The sequence below is a fragment of the Pseudomonas sp. MWU12-3103b genome (genome assembly GCF_023100615.1).
GTDB lineage: Bacteria > Pseudomonadota > Gammaproteobacteria > Pseudomonadales > Pseudomonadaceae > Aquipseudomonas > Aquipseudomonas putida_A.
This window is the reverse complement of sequence record NZ_JALMEY010000002.1, coordinates 338,811-357,506: the sequence shown is the minus strand read 5'-3', so window position 1 is coordinate 357,506 and position 18,696 is coordinate 338,811. Positions and strand designations below refer to the sequence as shown.

Genomic DNA, 18,696 nt, shown 5'->3' with positions numbered 1-18,696 from the left:
AGAGGAAAGGCAGCGGCCGGCAATACCGCCCGCTGCATCCTGGATGCCTGGAATACGCATCACCGTCTAATAGTTGAATTTTGTTTTGACCTGTTCGCCTTCGCGATAAGACAGGACAAATGACTTCCATGGTTCACCGCGCTTGTCTGCGTTAGCCTGTAACTCGCCTACAAGACGCAGAATTTTCGCGTCATTTATGTCGGTCTCGACGTTCCAGTCCTCCACGCCGTCTTTCTCAACGCCTAGTTCCGTCTCAATGTATCCCTCCCCCAATTCCACGCCGTAGCTGAATGCATCGTAGCCATGAACGATACCGGCTTCGACTTCCTGGAAAATTTCCTGGACGATTTTTATATCTTCAGTAATCACTATATAACCTCCGGAATTTGATGAGGCTCGTTTTTAAAGACTACGGTTTTAGCCTTCCCATCAACTATGTAAGTAACTCTCATCGCGTCAGGACGGACTGAGCCTGGGTCTTCACGCACGAACCTGACGGTTGTTACACCCACTGTTTTTGATGGATCGTCGAGCGCTTCCTTCACTCTATTCTCATAAAACACTTTGTAGGCTGAATTGTTGAAATTCTTGTCCTGAGGAAAAAGATTGTATTTATCGCATGTCCCGCCATTGCTACACGCCTGAACGTGCCCGCCCACGTCAGTGTCACGGCCTTCTTTACCAGCCTCCGTCTGCCTGGAATCCCGAGGCACTTTCTCTTTGGTCGGGGTGAACGTCAGCTCTTCTACCATACCCTTACTGTTGGTCGTAAAGGTATTGCCATTATCCAGCTCATACCGGGTGTTGGGGCTTCTCGCAGCAGGGTTGTTAAGCAGTTCATATTCATGACTGCCTTTGACGGATTTCGCAGTCTCGATTTTTACCACCGCCTCGACATGAGGCTTCGGCACGTCGGTGTGCACAGGCGCAACAGTTGGTTTGACCGGTGGCCCGTCAACCCATCCCTTGCCCGATGTATCGCCGAATTCATTTGCCCAACCCGGGTGTTTGGGATCAATCGGATCGGTAAGTTTACCGCCTGTGGTTCCCTTTCCACCCGCGACACTGAAGACCTTGCCAGTGACACTGCCTGCCATGTTAGCCGCAGTGCCCAAGGCGATGTTCAGAAGAGTAGTGGCGCCGCGTACATAGATGTCGCCCTGCTGTTCGGTCGCTCCAGCGGCAAACATCGTTTTAAAGGTGTTATCACTGTGCTCTAGCCAGTCTTTGTCCTCACCGCTCAGTTCACTGGCAATGCCTTTGGAAATTGCGTCTTTGGCCGCGTCTATTTTGTCGCCAAACAACTTGGCGATCAGAACATTTCCTGCAAGACCAAGGGCCATTTTTGCCGGGCCCATCGCTGCCTGGATACCCAGAGCCAGCAACTGGGCCTGCTCCTTGGGCAGTCCGTCCATGAAGCTCTGCAACCGCTCAGTCTCAGCCAATAACTTGCCGCCAGGGGTGCCTGGTTGCAAATCCTTGAGCAAGGTGGTCAGGTTTTTTTTGTCGTTATCACGGTACTTGTTAACGTCCGGATTCCCCGGTTTATCACCATCAGCACCACACCCGCCTGAGTCGCTACACCTGGCAAATTCGGCAAACACCTTCGCGTATTTACGGATGACCGCGACATCCTCCGGTTTCAGATTATTGATATCTCCCGGCTTCCCGCCATTTCGAACCAGATTTTTCGCGATGTTGAGGGCCAGGTCATCACCAAGATCCTTGCGCGCTGTCTCAGGAACTTCATCCAGCGATACCCGCTGTGCCTGAAGATTATTCCAGGCTTGACCGACAACGTTGACCGGTCCGGTAATCAGACTGAGCGCAGCCTCAAAGGAACCTTGAGTAGCGTCCGCGTAGTTCTCTATCTTGTCGGCCCAGGCCTTCAACGTACCGGAAGGATCCGCTACAGCCTCAAGCGAGGACTTACTCACGTACAGATCGGTACGAGACTCCTTGTCCTTGGTAATTTCGTAGCCCTTGTCGACATCACGGTTCAACCCGACAGTCGAATCCTTGCCGGTCTCGGCGTCCTGGCGAACCACAATTTCCCCGGCCCCGACGGTGCCTCGCACAATCTGCTCGCGATCCTTGTCGTACTTCCAGCCACTGACGCTCCAGCCGCTCTCGCCCTCCTTGCCTTTGCCCGTCTGGCTGGCGTCCTGAGCGCCACTGCCTTTACCCGCCGTGTAACTGCCGCCGACGTTAAGGTAGTAGCCGTGTTCCTTGTCTGAACCGGCAATATCACTGAAGCCCAGTGTGCCGGTATCCAGTTTCAGATTGCCGTTGTCCGCAGCGATCAGCGCACCGTCCAGTTGGGTGTGATTTTCGGTGCGGATATCAACCTTGTTTTTACCGGTGATGGTGGTTTGCTGTTCGATCCAGTTGGTCTTGCCTGTCGTCTGGCCGTAGCCCACCGAACCGCTGACGCCAGCGCCCGGGCCAATAGTGGCAGTAACGCTGATATCAAACTCTTTGCCCTTCACCTTTCCGGTGTCGGCTACAGAAGACACATTGAGGTCACCACCCACGCGACCATTGACCTCATCGCCCCGCAGTGTTGCGCCGGCGATATTGGTGTCCTTGCCGCTGGTGAAGCCCAACCGGTCTCCGGCGTAGAGGTAAGCCTCTTGCTGCCGCTCGCCCTCGCGCTCCAGATTGCCTTTGCCCATGCTGACACTGGCGTAGACACCAACACCCTCGGAACCAAAGACCAGCCCCACTTCACCGCCACCGTTGTGCCGGTTACTTGTGCTGTCGCTGTCGTTCTGTGCCGAACGAATGTTCAGATCGTTGAAGGCGTTGAGTTCGATATCCCGGCGGGCGGTGACCTGTGTGCCGATCAGATTGAGATCGTGGTCAGCTTGCAAATTGACATCCCGGCCGGCGCCCAGTTGAGTGGGCGTAGAAGAGCCACGTGTCCCGTCTTCAGTGGCTACGCCATAGCTGCCACCAATGCCGATCTTGAAGCCGCCACTGGTGCCGCCATGAATTCCGCCCCAGCTGTCGCGCTGGGTGCTGTCCTGGCTGACAGCGCCTTTGGCGACATCGAAGGTGACATCACGACCGACGATGTTGATGTCGCGTCCTGCTTGGAATTTCGATCCCTTTACCGTTACATCATTCTTCGCATTCAGGCTCAGATCGTGGCCTGCATTCAGCGTCGAAGATCGGTTGCTTTGCTCGATAGTTTGCTGACTGCTGCTCTGTTTACTGTTACCGAACTTGACGTCCGCTGTCGGTCCGGACAGGAACTGGCTGATGCCGTCCACAGCCTTGAGGGTGCTTGAGCCCTTGCTGACGTTATCCTCACCTTTACCCGCACCATTGACGGCGTCTTTCGTCTGGCCATAGTTGTGGTCGATGCGCACGCCAAGGCCATTGCGCTCGGTTTCGCGCTGCTGCTCCACCAACAGGGTTTCACGGCCGGCGTCGATGTTGATATTGCGGTCGGCATTCAGTTCGATATCGTTATTGGCCGCCAGATCCGAGCCGATCTGGTTGATATCGCGCTTGGCGTTGATGGTCAGATCCTGACCTGCACTGATCTGGCTGGCAGCGCCGCTCTGCTGTTCACGTCGATTTTTTTCCTTGAGCCCATCGACGCCGACAAAGACGCCCACGCCATTGTCATCACTGGAAAAGCCGATCCCCGTCTGTTTGGACTTCGACCACGCTTGCTCGGCACTTTCATTGGCAGCGGCCATGACGTTGACGTCCCGGCCCGCGTCCATGCTGACGTGACGGCCGGCATCGATACCGCTACCCAACACATTGATATCGCGCTCGGCGCTGAGGATCGTGTCACGCCCGGCACTTACCAGGCTGCCCACACTGGTATTACCGTCGCCCTGCCGCCCCGCTTCCTTGGCGGAGGTGAGAGACAGAAAGCCACCCGAGACTGAGAGACCGGTTTTCTTTTTGTAGGCTTCACTTCGGTTGTAATGGGTGTCGTTGGCCGATATCAGATTAATGTCACCCGTGTCATCCACCAGACCGGCGCGGAGCTCGGCATCGTTGCCCGCAGTAACAGCGCTGGCCTGCACGAGGACGTCTTTACCCGAAGCAATAACGACGTCATTGCCCGCTTGCAACTCGCTAGCGATTTGGGTGCTGCTGGTGTTGACGGCACTTTTGCCACTTTTTGAGAGGCCAAAGGAGCCCTTCTTGGTTGTCTTGCTGAAATCACTGTGTTCATCAGTACCCGAGAGCACCGAGATATCATTCAACGCGCCCAGGACCAGATTGTTACCGGCCTTCAACTGACTACCGATCACGGTGAGATCGCGCCCCCCCTCGAGAGAAACACCGCCCTTGTCCGACAGCTTCGCGTTCACGGTCAGGTCGTGCCCGGCCTCTACGACCGAGGCCACGTTGGTGCTGTCGTAAGTCGCGCTTTCGCTAGTTTTGCTGCGCCCGAACGATCCCTTTTTCTTCCTGTAGTTATAGGTAGAGCTTTCATCCTGGGCAGAGGCGATGGTGATGTCCTGAACGGCCTTCAGGCTGACATCTTCTTCGGCCTTGATCCGACTGGCGATGATGCCCAGATCATTACCCGCGCTCAGCGCAATATCGCGCCCGGCGTTCAGTACGGAGGATTGTTGCGTGATGCTGTGAGTCTCGTTCGCGCGCTTCTTGCTACGCGCGACGTAGTCACTTTCATCGGCCGCCGAGGTGATAACGATGTCATGGCCGGCATCAACTTTGAGATCACGCTTGGCATCCAGCCGACTGGCCACAATCGCCACATCCCGATCGGCACTGATCGACAGATCCCTTCCGGACGTCACTTCTGCGCCGAGCTGGGTAATGGTCTGATTCAGGAAGCTGCTGCCACGCGAATCCGTGCGGCGATCCTGAACCGAGGTGATGTTCACATCGCGATCGGCATCGAGCGTCATTTCCCCACCGCTCTTCAGCACACCGCCGATATTGCTGATATCACGCCCGGCATTGATCGTCAGATCATTGGCCGCTTCGATCCGTGCCGCGTTGTTCAGGACGTCGCGGTGCTGCAGCGTGCCGCCATAGTTGGTGTCGTAGCCATAAACATCGCGCTGGTTGATCACGTCACCGTGGGTGGCCGTCAGACTGACGTCCTTGCCCGAAATAACGCCGCCGCCCTTGTTGACGATGTTGTTGCCAGCCTTGAGCGTCAGACGCTCACCGGCTTCGATCAAACCGCTGTTGGTGAGGTTGTTGCCGGCTTCGGCCGACAGGTTGTTCGAGGCGCGAAGCGTGCCGGCGTTATTGAGGTCCGCACCGGCGATCAGGGTCACGTCACCGCCCTGGATCAATGCGCCGTTGGGTGCCAGGCGGTTATTCGCCTGGGCGAGGTAAAGCACCGGCACCAGCACCTTCTCGCCATTCACTTCGTGCTCTTCGAGCCAGACGATGTCATGGGTCAATGCCGCCACTTGTTGCGCCGTCAATGTCACGCCCATCGACAGGTTGAGTTCATTCTTGCTGGCGACAGCATTGTTCATCAGGTACTTGAACATCGCTTCGTCGGAGGTCTGGCCGTCGATGAAACGTTGGCCGGTGCGGGCAACGACAGCCTGCTGAACCAGGCGCTGTTCAAACAGGCCATCGCCCAGACGCTTGGCGCTGTTGTCCGGGTCGTACCCCAGTTTGTCGAGCAGATAGTCCGAGCTCATGAACTGCTTGAGATCGGTGAGTGCCGGGTTGGTCTCGATCAGGTATTTGTGCGGATTGGAGCGCACGCTGGTGTCAGGCAAGCCTTGAACGCGCGGAACATTGAATGAAGCGCTTCCCCGATTGGGCAACAGTACGCCGACCGGACCATCACCCGCGGCTGCGTTGACGTTGATCACGGCCGTCTTGTCGTTGAGGTTCAACGATGGGCGACTGGCCAATGCCAGCTCTCGGTTTTTCACCGAGACCGGATCGTTCTTGTCGAATTGCAAGTCAGTGGCGTGCCTGACCGGCATGCCATCGGAGCGCTCTGTAGTACTTGCGGCTATGGAACCAATCGTCCAGTCCTTGCCGGCAACCACCGCTTGTTCCGTGCCGCCCTTGCCACTGAGACGGAACAGGCCATTGTCACCGGTCGGCAGCGTGAAGCCTGGCAGTGCCAGCGGGTTGACCTGTTGTTGCGCCAGATCCGGCGGCAACTGCGGGTTCAAGAAAACCACCGTCGGTTTGGCCGCGTTTTTCACCCCGGTATCGGCACCGCCCTTAGTGGTGCCGTCAAAGTTTGTATATGGGTTCAGGTTGCCGTTGTTGATGGTGGTCTTGGCGTTGATCTGTACCGCTTGTCCGGCCTGAATGATCGAAGGAACACTGCCGCCGCCGTTGGTGAAAACCCGGTCATCGCGCTGCTTCACGCCTGCCAGAATCTGTGCCGGCACTGCGACCTCGGGCCCGATGCCGAACTTGGTGTTGACCTTGTTGAGCAACTGCTTGTTCAGCGCCTGGTAATCCCAATGCATCCCGCCCTTGTCAGGCTCGTGCCAGCTATCAATATAGTCATATTGATTTTTTGAGTTTCGGTCGGCATAAGCCTGCAGATCCGTGCTGACCCAGCTCGATTGGGGTTTGTTTGGAAGCCCGCCGAGTTTGTAGGTGCGCATCCGTGTAAAGGTGCCCGACTGCAAGCTGAAATTATCGAAGCTATCAACGTCGAGAGTGATGTTCTTGCCCGCGGAAATCAGTGACGCCGTGTTGGTGAAGGCCCCAACATTCGCGTTCAGATTGCCAGCCACCGAGAGCGATGATTGCGGCCCGGTGATCTTCGAGGTCGACTCAAAGTTCTCGTTGACGTAGAACGTGGTACCGCTGAACGTAATGTCGCCGGAGAGAAACTTCTCCTCGCCAATCACACCTTCAGTCTTGTTATTGAAACTGTTGGCCGACAGCGAAAAATCACCGTCCACATTGATCGAAGCCGCGAGGTTGTTGACGCTGTTCGCACGACCGCCAGCCATACCGGCAATCGTCAGGTTGCCAATGCCGTAAACGTCCCCGGTCTGGTTGGTGAAATCATTGACCAGCAGATTCATGTTGCCGCCGCTGAAGACCAGCCCGTGGTCGTTCACCAGGTTAGCCGTCCTGATCGTCAGGTCCTGCGCGGCACCCAGCGTACCGGTGTTGCTCACGGCGCCCGCATTGATCGTCAGGCCGTTGTTGGAAGTCAGTCGACCTCCGGCATTGTTCAACAGCCCGCCAATGTTGAAGGTACCCTGCCCGCCACTGCCGATGCTGGCGACGCTGGTGAGGCCCAGTTGCGCCGCGTTGAAGGTCATGTCACCCAGGCTGCTGACACGACCATTCCCGCCGTAAGTCCCGCCTATCAGGAAGTCCATGCCACCATCACTGGCGATCAAACCCTCGTTGGTCCAGTTGCCGCCACGCGCCACCAACTGGTTCGACGCAAGCAACTGGCCGCTTGCAGTCTGCACAAAATTGCCGACATTAACCGTCAGCCGCCCCGCCTGAATCACACTGCTGTTGGTCCAGCTGTCCGCGTTCAGCGTCAGGCCGCCGAGGGTCACCAGCGAGCCGCCGGCGTTCATGACGTTGGCGGTCGAGATGCCGAATTCGCCGACGCCGACATGGGTGATCGAGCCGCCGGCATTGAGCAGGCTCGGCGTGGCGAGATTGAAGTCGTTGTTGGCGGTTTCCACCAGACCGTTGCGGTTATCGAACTGGCTGCCGATCTGGAAATCGGTTTTGCCGCCAGCGCCCAGCGCGCGCAGTTTGCCGCCCTGGTTATCGAGGTTGGCAGCACGAATCGTCAGTGTGCCAGCGCTTTCGATCAGGCCGCTGCGGTTGCTGAGGTTGCCGTTGACGCCCAGGTCGATGCCATTGCCGCTGATCTGGCCGGCGTTGTTGCTCATCGAGCCGGCGGTGGCTTTCACCTTGCCCCGGGCGTAGATCCCGCCGCCGCTGTTGTCGAGCGTGCCGACACCGGCATCGAGCAGGATGTCACCGCTGTTGGCGGCGATACGCCCGCCGTCGCTGTAGATACCACCGAGTGCGCGCAGGTCGAGGCGGCTGCCTTCGATCTTGCCGCCCTGGCCGTTGCGCAACACGCCGGTCAGGCGGGTCTGCAGCAAACCCTTGAGGCTCGACAGCACACCGCCACGGCTGTCGAGGCTGGCGGCGGTGAGGGTCAGGTCGCCGTTCTGGGCGATGATCTTGCCGCCCTGGTTGTCGATGGCGCCGCTGCCCGCATTCACGGTCAGTGCTGTCATGCTTTGCACAGCGCCCTTGGCGTTGTTCAGCGCCGCAGCGGTGAGGTTCACCCCGGCATCGCGGCTGGAGATCAGGCCATCGGTGTCGTTGTGCAGAGTGCCGCCAACGGTGAGATCCAGTTGGCTGTTGGCCGACACGGTGCCGCTTTGGCTGTTGTTCAGATCACCGCTGGTGAGCAGGCTCAGCAAGCTCTGACTGATCAGTTGCCCGCCGCGGTTGTCGATGCTGCCGGAGCGTTTGATCAGCAGTGGGCCGTTGCTACCCAACGCGCCATTGACGTTGGTCAGAGCGCCGAGCAGGTCGAGGCTGACGCTGTCATCGCCAACGAGGCTGCCATGGCTGTTGTTCAGTTGCGTGCCGGTGAAGGCCAGGGCTTTTTTCGCGGTGATTCTGCCGCCGCTGTTGTCCAGCGATGCGGCGCGGACGTCCAGCGCGTCACCGCTCTCGATCAAGCCGCCGGAAGCATTGCTGAGCGTGCCGCCAGTCAGGGCCAGCGTCTGTTTGCCGCCACTGCTGACCGTGCCGTTGCTGTTATCGAGGCTGGCCGCTTTGATACTCACTTCGCCCTTCGCGCCCACGCCACCTTTGCTGTGGTTGGTGAGCGCACCACTGAGGTCGATGCTGGTGTTGCCGAGCAGACTGGAAACACTGCCTTGCTGACTGTTGTCGAGGGTGCCACCGGTGACGCTCACGCCGTTCCAGCCGGAGACCAGACCACCCTGGTTTTTCAGCTCTGCAGCGGTCAGAGTCAGTTGATCGTTGCTGATCAGGTTGCCGCCACGGTTGTCCAGGCTGTTGCCTTTCAAACTGAAGCTGTTGACGCTGGAAATCTCGCCCTTCTGGTTATTCAGATTGCGCAGCGTATCGATGCTCAACACGCCTTTGCTGTTGATCACGCCGTTCTGGTTATTGAGGTCACGCAGGTGGGCGATGCTTAGCAAACCCTTGCTGCTGATCAGGCCGTCCTGGTTATTCAGATCCTGTGCGGTGGCGCCCAGATCGATCGCCACGCCCGCAACACCCACCAGCGTGCCGCCCTGATTATTCAGGCCGGTGCTGTTGAGGGTCAGTTGTTGCGCGGCCTTGATGCTGCCCTTGTTCTGGTTGTTCAGCAGGCCATCGACCTTGACGTCGATATCGCTGTCACTGAGCAAAACACCTTCGCCGCTGTTATCCAGACTCGCCGCGCGAACCTGCAGCGCCGCCGCCGCGATCTTGCCTTTGATCGAGGTCAGCGCGTTGTCGATCTGCAGGGTGAGTTTCTGATTGCTCAGCAGTTGGCCGCCGCTGTTATCCAATGACTTGGCGAGCAGTTCGAAAGCCTGCTCGCTGGAAATCTCGCCGCCACGGTTGTTTACGTCAGCCAGATTCTTCAACAACAACTGACCCGGCGCACTGATGACGCCGCCCTGGTTGTTCAACGCGCCGCCGTTCAGATCGACGCTGACATCAGCATTGCTGCTGAACAGCTTGCCGCCCTGCTGATCGAGACCACGAACATTGGCCACCAGCGAATTGGCCGCGCCGAGACTGCCGGCGGTGTTGGTCACCTGGCCGGCCGCGATGTGCAATTGATCGGCGGAGTAAATGCTGGCCTGGCTGTTGTTGAGGTCGCCGGTGGTGATGCTCAGTTTGCCTTTGCCACTGATCGCGCCTTTTTGCTGATTATCCAGCGCACTGCTGTTGAGCGTGAGGTCGCTGTCGGTCAGTAGTTTGCCGCCCTGGTTACTGACGGCGCCACGGGTGTCGATGGTCAGCGCTTTGGCGCTGGAGACCGTGCCGGCCTTGTTGTCAAGGCTGTCGGCGTTGATCGCCAGAGCCCCTTCACCGACGACACTGCCCTGCCCGTTGTTCAGCCCCGCAGAGAGGTTGATTGCGATATCTTTCTGGCTGGTCAGACGTCCGCTGTTTTCCAGGGTCTTGCCCGTCAGGGTCAAGCCGCTGTCACCGGACAGCAGCCCCTTGTTGCGGTTGATGACGTCATTAACCGTCAGCGCCAGATTGCCGCCGGCGAGCATGTAACCGCTGTCGCTGTTGTCGAGCCAGGCGCCGATCAGGCTCACATCGGCCTTGCTCGACAGTTCGCCGCTGCGGTTGTCGATACGGTCGACGCTGAGCTTCAGCGCTTTTGTTGAACCGATGAGGCCTTCCTGACGGTTATCCAGACTGGCGGCGGTAATCGTCAGGCCGTTGTCGGCGATGACCACACCGTTCTGGTTATCGAACATTCCGGTGACGCTGAAATCGACATCACCCCGCACGCGAATGTCGCCGCTGTTGTTGTTTAGACTGGCGCTGCGACTGTCGAGGCTGGCGGAAGCAATCACCCCTTTGACGTTGCTCAGGGCGCGGTCGATGACGAGGGTGAGCTTTTCATTGCTGAGCAATTTGCCGCCGTCGTTGTTCAGGCTTTGCGCATTGAGGCTCCAGGCCTTCGCAGCGGAAATTTCACCGGCACTGTTGTCGACGTCCTTGAGGTTTTTCAGCAGCAACTGGCCCGGCGTATGAATATTGCCGCGCTGGTTGTTGAGCAGGCCGTTGTTCATGTCCAGCGTCAGGTCGCTGTTGCTGAACAGCTCGCCGCCGTCCTGTTCCAGCGAGGTCAGCGAAGCCTGAAGTTTCTGCTGGCTACCGATGGTGCCCCCGGAGTTGTCCAGGTGCCCGGCGATCAACAACAACGAGCCATCGGTGGCGATACTGCCGCTCTGACGGTTCTTCAACTCGCCGGTAGTCAGGGTCGAATCGGCCTTGGCGCTGATGATGCCGTTGGCGCTGTTATCCAGGCTGCCACTTTTGAAGGTCAGGCCTTTCTGCGAGACGATCAGGCCGCCCTGGCTGAGTACCTCACCGGTGGCGGTCAGCGCCATTGCTTCAAGGCTCGACAGTTTGCCCAAGCGATTGTCGAGACTGCCGGCGCTGAGGGTCATCTGCCCTTCACTGCTGATCAGGCCTTGCTGGTTATCCATCGCGCCGTCGAAGGTCAGCCCCAGACTGTTCTGACTGACGATCCGCCCTGCGACGTTACTCAACCCGATGCCGCTCAGGGTGCTCGCGCCCTTGCTGAAAATCAGGCCGTTGCTGGCGTTGATGATCTGCGCGACTTTCGCCTCCAGCGTGGTGTCGGACAACACCTTGCCGCCCTCGCTGTTGTCCAGGCGCGACCCGTTGATGTGCAGGTCCTGCTGGCTGGAGAGCGAGCCGCCGCGGTTGTCGATCTGGTCGACGTTGACCGTCAGGGTCTTGAGCGACCCGACGAGACCGTCCTGATGGTTCTGCAGCGTCTTGCCGGTCAGCAACAGGTTGCCTTCGGCAACCAGTTCACCGCCCTGCTGGTTCAGGCTGTCGATGTTGGCGTCGACATCGCCCTTGCCGGAAATCCGTCCGCCATCGTTGGTGACATTGTTGGCCTTGAGGCTCAGCAAACCGGTCGAGGTGAGCTGACCGCCATTGCGGTTGTCCAGCGTGTTGCCCTCGAACGTCAGTGTGGTCTTGCTTTCAACGCGGCCCTTGTCGCCGTTATCCAGTTCACCGATCAACAGTTTCGCCGCCTGATCAGCGCGAATCGTGCCACTGCGGTTGTCCGTATTGGCGCTGGTAACCGTCAGGGTGTTGAGGCTGGAAATCTTGCCGGCGCGGTTATCCAGGCGCGTGGCTTGCAGGTCCATCGCTGCGTTGGCCTGGATCAGGCCTTTGTTCTGGTTGTCCAGGCGATCGCTGATGCGCGTGGTCAGCGTGCCTTCACTGGTCAACTGGCCTTGCTGGCTATTGTCGAATTGCTGTGCGCGCAGGGTCAGCGCTTGTCTGGCGCCGATCCGGCCGCCGTTGCTGTTGTTGATCGCACTGAGGGCGGTGATGTCGAGCAACTGCCCGGCGCTCATCACGCCGGCGACGTTATCCAGCGAAGTGACCGTCAACACTGCGTCGGTCTGGCCGCTGAGTTCGCCATTGCGGTTGATCAATTGACCGATGTTGCCGGTCAGTCTGGTCTGGCTGTTGATCACGCCTTTGTTGTTCAGCACTTGAGCGGCATTCAGGTTCATCGTGCCGCCGCTCAGTACGCGCCCGCTATTGCGGTTGTCCAGGGTGCCCGCCGTGATCGCCGTGGTTTGTCCGCTGAGGGTGCCGCCCTGGTTGCTCAGGGTTTGCGCAGTGCTGACTGTCAGATTGCGGCCGGCGATGAGGCTTTTGCCAGTGTTGTCGAGGTTTTGCGCACTCAGGCTCAGATCACCGTTGGCGTTGCGGCTGCCGTCGGCGTTGACCCCGGCCTCGATGACTCCGGCGTTGGTCAATTGCCCACCGGCACTCAGGGCAATACTGTCGCGGGCAGCCAGGGTCTGGCGGTTGGTCAGATTGCCTTGGGTCTGCACGTTCAATGTCGTGCCGGCATACACCGGCCCGCGCGCATCGAGACTGGCCGACTTGACGTTGACCGCACCGGTCGCCGAGGTATCGGCCAGGCTCAATTGACCATTGGCATCAAGCTGAATATCGCCACCGCTGGCGATCAGTTTACCGTCGAGCTTCACCCCGACCCCGGCCTCGGTGCCGACCAGTTTGATCGCCCCGGCATACATCCCGCCGAGTGCCGAGGAGTCAATCGCCAGTTGCGGTTTGGCGCTGCCATCATCGGCGCGGGCCGTGGCGCTGAGATGTTCAGCGTTGACGTCGTTACGCCCGGCGACGATGGTCAGGTTTTTCGCCTGGATCTCGGCGTTGATCTTCGCGGTGCGGGTGATGATTTCGAAGCGGTCGATATTGGTTGCGTTAAGCCCGGCGCCTTCGATGGCGACCGAGCCTTGATCGACCTGAAAGCGATCGAGGCGACCGTTGTCCAGCACCGGTTTGCCGGTGGTCAGCGTCACGCGCGGCGCGTTGATGAAGCCGCAACCATTACAGGTGATGCCATACGGGTTGGCGACAATCACTCGCGCCGACTGCCCCGCCACTTCGGTGTAACCGCGCAACTGGCTCGGGTTGCCGCTGATGACTTCGTTGAGAATCGCTTGCGCCGAGCCGCTGTTTTTCAGGTTCGGGTTGCCGATGATGTGCCCGGCCAACTGGGTGTTCGAGGTTTGCGCCGAGCCATTGTTGAGGATGACGCCCTGCGCGCCGACGTTGTAATCGTGGAACTGGTTGTGCGACAGCCCGCTGCCGTTAGGCGTGGCGATGTTGATGATCGGCACGCCATTGCCGGCCCGATCCAGCCCGGTATTCGGGTTGGCCACGACAATGCCGTCGGCCTGCGCCCACATCGGTTGCCAGAACATCACGTTCGCCAATAGAAACGCCAGACCGCGCTTGGGCATGCCCCAGAAATGCTCACGGGTTTTCACGTCAGCAGAAGGCTGACCAGCGAGGAAGGCGTATTGGCGAACGTCCATGTTTGAGCTCTCGTTGCGACAGGCGAGTGAGGTCTGGGTAATCAACAGGCAAAGCGATCCCCGCCTGGCCAAAACACGGGGCCAGGTGAGAGAACAAGCAAAAGGGGGATAAATGCGCGCCTCGGTCAGAACGTCCAAAGCGTGGCAAAAACGATCGCAGAACCGCTGGCGAATAGTTTGTTCGATCCCTCGAAATCACAATTTGATATCAATGTGATGGCGCGATGGTAGATTGCCATCATTCTGGCGTCAATAAGTCGTACAGCGTCTTTTACAACAACCGCTCTAACCCGTGACTTTTCCTCAAGAGGTCTGCTTTTCAGGGGAAGATCGCGACCGTTCGGTCACTCTAAATGGACTGGTAAAAACACTGGAACTGAACTTTTCACCGCCCGAAACCCTCCACCGATCAACCCGCCCTACCCGGAACGGAGGCCTGCCCCCATGAAAACCCTGCTCAAGCTCACCCTCGCCGCCACCCTAGCCTGCGCCCTGCCAGTCTGGGCCTGCACGCCAGAAGAGGCCACCGCCAAACGCGAACAACTGGCCAAGGAAGTGGCCAAGCTCACCCAACAGAATCCGGCCAAGGCCAAGGAGATCAACGCCGAGTTGCAGAAGATGGACTTGGGCACGGCCAGCGCCGATCTGCCGGACAAGTGCCAGTTGATTGATCAGCGCTTGAAGGAACTGGACTCGGCTGAGAAAAAAGCCGACAGCTAAAAGCAAGATCAAAAGATCGCAGCCTGCGGCAGCTCCTACGCCAGACCCTGTAGGAGCTGCCGCAGGCTGCGATCTTTTGATCTTAGAAATGCATTTGTGCATTTATTTTCTTGCATAAACGCATATCCAGACTAAGGTTACATCGAGCAAGGAGATCGGCACCGTTCATCGCAGATGAAAACCGTTACCCACCGATCGCTCGGCAATACCGCAACACAATCACAAGCTGGACGCTTGTTTTCATTCATGGAGGACTGAAAAAATGTTAACCACTCAAGCAACATCGTTCACCGGCGAGAGCCTGCCAAGATGCCTTGTTGGCCACCTGATCGACCCGCAACTGGTCGAGGTTGAAGCCACTGCGCAAACGGCGGCACTGGCCGCTGCCAACCTTAACTTCACGATGCAGAAACAGACTCAGACCAACTGGTGCTGGGCCGCTGTTTCCGCTTCGGTCGGCAATTATTACGGCACTGGAAACTGGACCCAGTGCGGCGTCGCCAGCACCCAACTGGACCGCAATTGCTGCAGCCAGCCGGGGCCGTGCAACGTCTACGGCTATCTGGATTCAGCCCTGCAGACCACCCACAGCTATAACGGGATGAATCAGGGTTCGCTGCAGATGTCGGCCATTCAGAACCAGATCAACATGGGCCGCCCGGTCGGCCTGCGTTGTGCCTGGTATGGTGGCGGTGCGCACTTCCTGGCGATCTACGGCACCAACGGCAACTACGTGCTGATCGCCGACTCGATCTACGGTTACTCGACCCGCGCGCTGAACTCATTCCCCGGTTCGTACAACGGCGGCGGCAACTGGACTCACACTTACTTCACCGCGAAAAACTAGGAGGGCGAAATCATGCAACTGACTTATCCAAAGGCGCCTTCCAACGGCGTACAGACTTTGCGTCCGGTGCTGCAAGCCGCGCTGCAAAACCAGGGCTTCGGCATCAACCGCCAGTTCGCCAACGCGACACCGGCCAAAGTCAGCCTCAGCGAAGCCTATCGCGGCTACTCGCTGACGCTGGACGATCTGAGCCAGGGCAAAGGTCTGAAGGACGCGCGCATCGGCGACTGGCATTACCTGGTATTTGCCGACGGCGTAAGCATTGCCGATGCGCAACTGGCCGAGGTGCGTGGCCATGTCGAGTTCGCTTCGCTGAACCACGGCACCCGGGCCGCCGACACCGTGGGCGCGTTGAAACTGGCGGAACAGGCGCCGCAATTGCAGGGCAAAAGCGTTGAATTGCGCGTGCTGTTTGTCTCGGCACTGCACGTCGTGGCGATCTGGCTGCACGCTGACGGTGAAGATGTACTGATCCCGATCGAGCCGACGCCGAAAGAGCTCGGGAACTCGCGGCTGTACAGCGAAGCCGCGTTGCTCGCGCAGCTCAAACCGGCGGCAGATCGCGCCAGACAGCGCTTTGACGCAGACACCAGCGGACAGTTGGGGAGCTGACAAACCCTGCGCAAAAAAAACCCGGACACTGTCCGGGTTTTTTATTGGCCATTTGTGGCGATTTATTCAGCCGCAGGCTCGGCCGGCTTGCGGCGCTTGAGCGGGGCCATGCCGTCGCTGCTCACCAGAGAATCCGGCTTCGGACGGTTGGCGCTCTTGCGCTTGGTCGGGGTCTTGGCGGCTGTTTTCTTCTTGTCGCCCTTGGCGTCAGTCTTTTTCTTCTTCACGCCGACGGCTTTGCCCGAGGCCTTGACCTTCTTCGGCCCGCCGTAGGTGCCTTTGACTTCCTTGATGGTGCGGCGCTCGAAGCTCTGCTTGAGGTAGCGCTCGATGCTCGACATCAGGTTCCAGTCGCCGTGGCAGATCAGCGAGATCGCCAGACCGTCGTTGCCGGCGCGGCCGGTACGACCGATGCGGTGCACGTATTCGTCGCCGCTGCGTGGCATGTCGAAGTTGATCACCAGATCCAGGCCATCAACGTCCAGACCACGGGCCGCGACGTCGGTCGCTACCAGAATCTTCACGCCGCCCTGCTTCAGACGATCGATCGCCAGTTTGCGATCCTTCTGGTCTTTCTCGCCGTGCAGCACGAACGCCTTGTATTCCTGAGCCACGAGGCGGCCGTAGATGCGGTCGGCCATGGCACGGGTGTTGGTGAAGACGATGGCCTTCTGGTAGGTCTCGTTGGCCAGCAGCCAGTTGACGATCTGTTCTTTGTGCTGGTTGTGGTCGGCAGTGATGATCTGCTGACGGGTGGTCGAGTTCAGTTGGCTGACCGCGTTGAGCTGCAGGTGCTCAGGGTTGTTCAGCACCTTGGCGATCATCTCGCGCAGGCCGGAACCGCCGGTGGTGGCGGAGAACAGCATGGTCTGCTGACGGTTCGGGCATTCGTCGACCAGACGTTGCACGTCTTCGGCGAAACCCATGTCGAGCATGCGGTCGGCTTCGTCGAGCACCAGCACTTCAACTTCTTTGAGGTCGAGGTTGCCGGCGTTGAGTTGCTCGATCATCCGGCCCGGCGTACCGATCAGGATGTCCGGCACCTTGCGCAGCATCGCGGCCTGCACCTTGAAGTCTTCACCGCCGGTGATCAGGCCGGACTTGATGAAGGTGAACTGCGAGAAGCGTTCAACTTCTTTCAGGGTCTGTTGGGCCAGTTCGCGGGTCGGCAGCAGGATCAGAGTCTTGATGCTGACGCGGATCTTCGCCGGGCCGATCAGGCGATTGAGGATCGGCAGGACAAAAGCGGCGGTCTTGCCGCTACCGGTTTGCGCCGTCACCCGCAGGTCACGCCCCTGGAGCGCCAGCGGAATGGCCGCTGCTTGCACAGGCGTTGGCTCGACAAATTTCAGCTCGGCCACGGCTTTGAGCAGGCGTTCGTGCAGGGCGAATTGGGAAAACACGGGTGCTACCTCGAAGATATGCAAAAAAACAGCTGCATAGGTTACCGGTTTCGAGCGCTCAGGCCGAGTTTCTTTATACAAACGGGCGTAATCAGTGGCTTTTTTGTTGCTCGATTTGTCTCCAACGGTAATACACAGCGTCTTAAATGCTCTAATCGCCCATCGCGTCTTACAGAAGAATCGTTGCTCACATGGATTTCAAACAGCTCTGGCTCAACGCCCAAGACCTCTGGGGTGCCCTCGAAAAGCACCCGTTCCTGCAATCCGGTCTGGCGCTGATGCTGCTACTGGTGATCGCGCTGGTCCTCGGACGAGTGGCACGCTATCTGATCCTGCATGCCAGCCGCATGCTCGGGCGCCAGCCGGCCTTGCACTGGATCAACGACTTTCGCCACAACAAGGTGTTTCAGCGCCTGGCGCAGATGACGCCGTCGCTGGTGATCCAGTTCGGCCTGCACCTGGTGCCGGAACTGAGCAAAACCGCGATGACCTTCCTCGGCAACGTGGCGCTGTCCTTCACCATCCTGTTCCTGCTGCTGTCGGTCAGCGCCCTGCTCAATGCGCTGCTGGACATCTACGCCCGCACCGAACACGCCCGCACCCGCTCGATCAAGGGCTATGTGCAACTGGCGAAAATGGTCTTGTACGTGTTTGGAGCGATCATCATCGTCGCCACCCTCATCGACCGTTCGCCGCTGTTGCTGCTCTCCGGTCTGGGTGCGATGTCGGCGGTGATTCTGTTGGTCTACAAGGACACCCTGCTGTCGTTCGTCGCCAGCGTGCAACTGACCAGCAACGACATGCTGCGGGTCGGCGACTGGATCGAAATGCCGCAAGTCGGTGCCGATGGCGACGTGGTCGACATCACCCTGCACACGGTCAAGGTGCAGAACTTCGACAAGACCATCGTCTCGATCCCGACCTGGCGCCTGATGTCCGAGTCGTTCCGCAACTGGCGCGGCATGCAACAGTCCGGCGGGCGACGGATCAAGCGCAGCCTGTTCATCGACGCCAGCGGCGTGCGCTTCATTCGTGACGATGAAGAAGAGAAGTTGAGCCAAGTGCACCTGCTGACCGGCTACATGGGCCGCAAGAAAGCCGAACTCAAGGCGTGGAACGAGGCGCAAGGAAACGTCGCGGCGATGTCGGCCAACCGCCGGCGCATGACCAACATCGGCACCTTCCGCGCTTATGCGCTGGCGTATTTGAAGAGTCACCCGGAGGTGCAGCCGAACATGACCTGCATGGTGCGGCAGATGCAGACTACGGCGCAGGGCATTCCGCTGGAAATCTACTGCTTCACGACCACCACGGTGTGGGCCGACTACGAGCGGATTCAGGGCGATATTTTCGACTATCTGCTGGCGGTGCTGCCGGAGTTTGGTTTGAGCCTGTATCAGCAGCCGAGTGGCGGGGATTTGCGTTCGGGGTTGTTGCCGGCTGTACTCGGCTCAGCGCACATACCAGAACCACAAAAACACCTCCTGTAACCCCACAGATCAAAACTGTGGGA

At 58.9% G+C, this 18,696-nt stretch carries 7 protein-coding genes; 4 read left to right on the top strand and 3 right to left on the bottom strand.

The window, feature by feature from the left end; all coding sequences use genetic code 11:
• Window positions 1-66 precede the first annotated feature (66 nt).
• A complete protein-coding gene (locus tag M0808_RS05420; RefSeq protein WP_096797480.1) occupies window positions 67-369 on the bottom strand; it encodes a hypothetical protein in 303 nt (100 codons plus the stop codon).
• Entirely contained in the window at window positions 369-13,601 is a 13,233-nt protein-coding gene (locus M0808_RS05415) for a hemagglutinin repeat-containing protein (protein WP_247840213.1), read from the bottom strand. Before M0808_RS05415 ends, M0808_RS05420 begins: the two co-directional genes overlap by 1 nt.
• A 444-nt stretch (window positions 13,602-14,045) precedes the next feature.
• Between M0808_RS05415 and M0808_RS05410 the strand changes: the two genes are divergently transcribed.
• The 3 genes from M0808_RS05410 to M0808_RS05400 all read left to right on the top strand — a co-directional run bounded on the left by M0808_RS05410 (window position 14,046) and on the right by M0808_RS05400 (window position 15,780).
• Window positions 14,046-14,321 carry a hypothetical protein gene (locus M0808_RS05410; protein WP_247840212.1) on the top strand — a complete coding sequence of 92 codons (276 nt, stop codon included), beginning with the start codon at window positions 14,046-14,048 and terminating at the stop codon, window positions 14,319-14,321.
• Window positions 14,322-14,583: 262 nt separating this feature from the next.
• Window positions 14,584-15,168, top strand: a complete 585-nt coding sequence (locus tag M0808_RS05405; RefSeq protein WP_247840210.1) for a papain-like cysteine protease family protein — start codon at window positions 14,584-14,586, stop codon at window positions 15,166-15,168.
• Between the two features lie 12 nt (window positions 15,169-15,180).
• Complete coding sequence (locus tag M0808_RS05400) at window positions 15,181-15,780, top strand: hypothetical protein (protein WP_247840208.1); 600 nt, start codon at window positions 15,181-15,183, stop codon at window positions 15,778-15,780.
• A 62-nt stretch (window positions 15,781-15,842) separates the two neighbouring features.
• Here the strand turns inward: M0808_RS05400 and M0808_RS05395 are convergent, their stop codons facing one another.
• Window positions 15,843-17,183, bottom strand: coding sequence for a DEAD/DEAH box helicase (locus M0808_RS05395; RefSeq protein WP_041070247.1), 1,341 nt, complete (start codon window positions 17,181-17,183; stop codon window positions 15,843-15,845).
• Window positions 17,184-17,374: 191 nt separating this feature from the next.
• On the opposite strand from M0808_RS05395, the gene M0808_RS05390 reads away from it, so the two are divergent.
• Entirely contained in the window at window positions 17,375-18,673 is a 1,299-nt protein-coding gene (locus M0808_RS05390; protein ID WP_098967728.1) for a mechanosensitive ion channel family protein, read from the top strand.
• The last annotated feature ends 23 nt before the right edge of the window (window positions 18,674-18,696 follow it).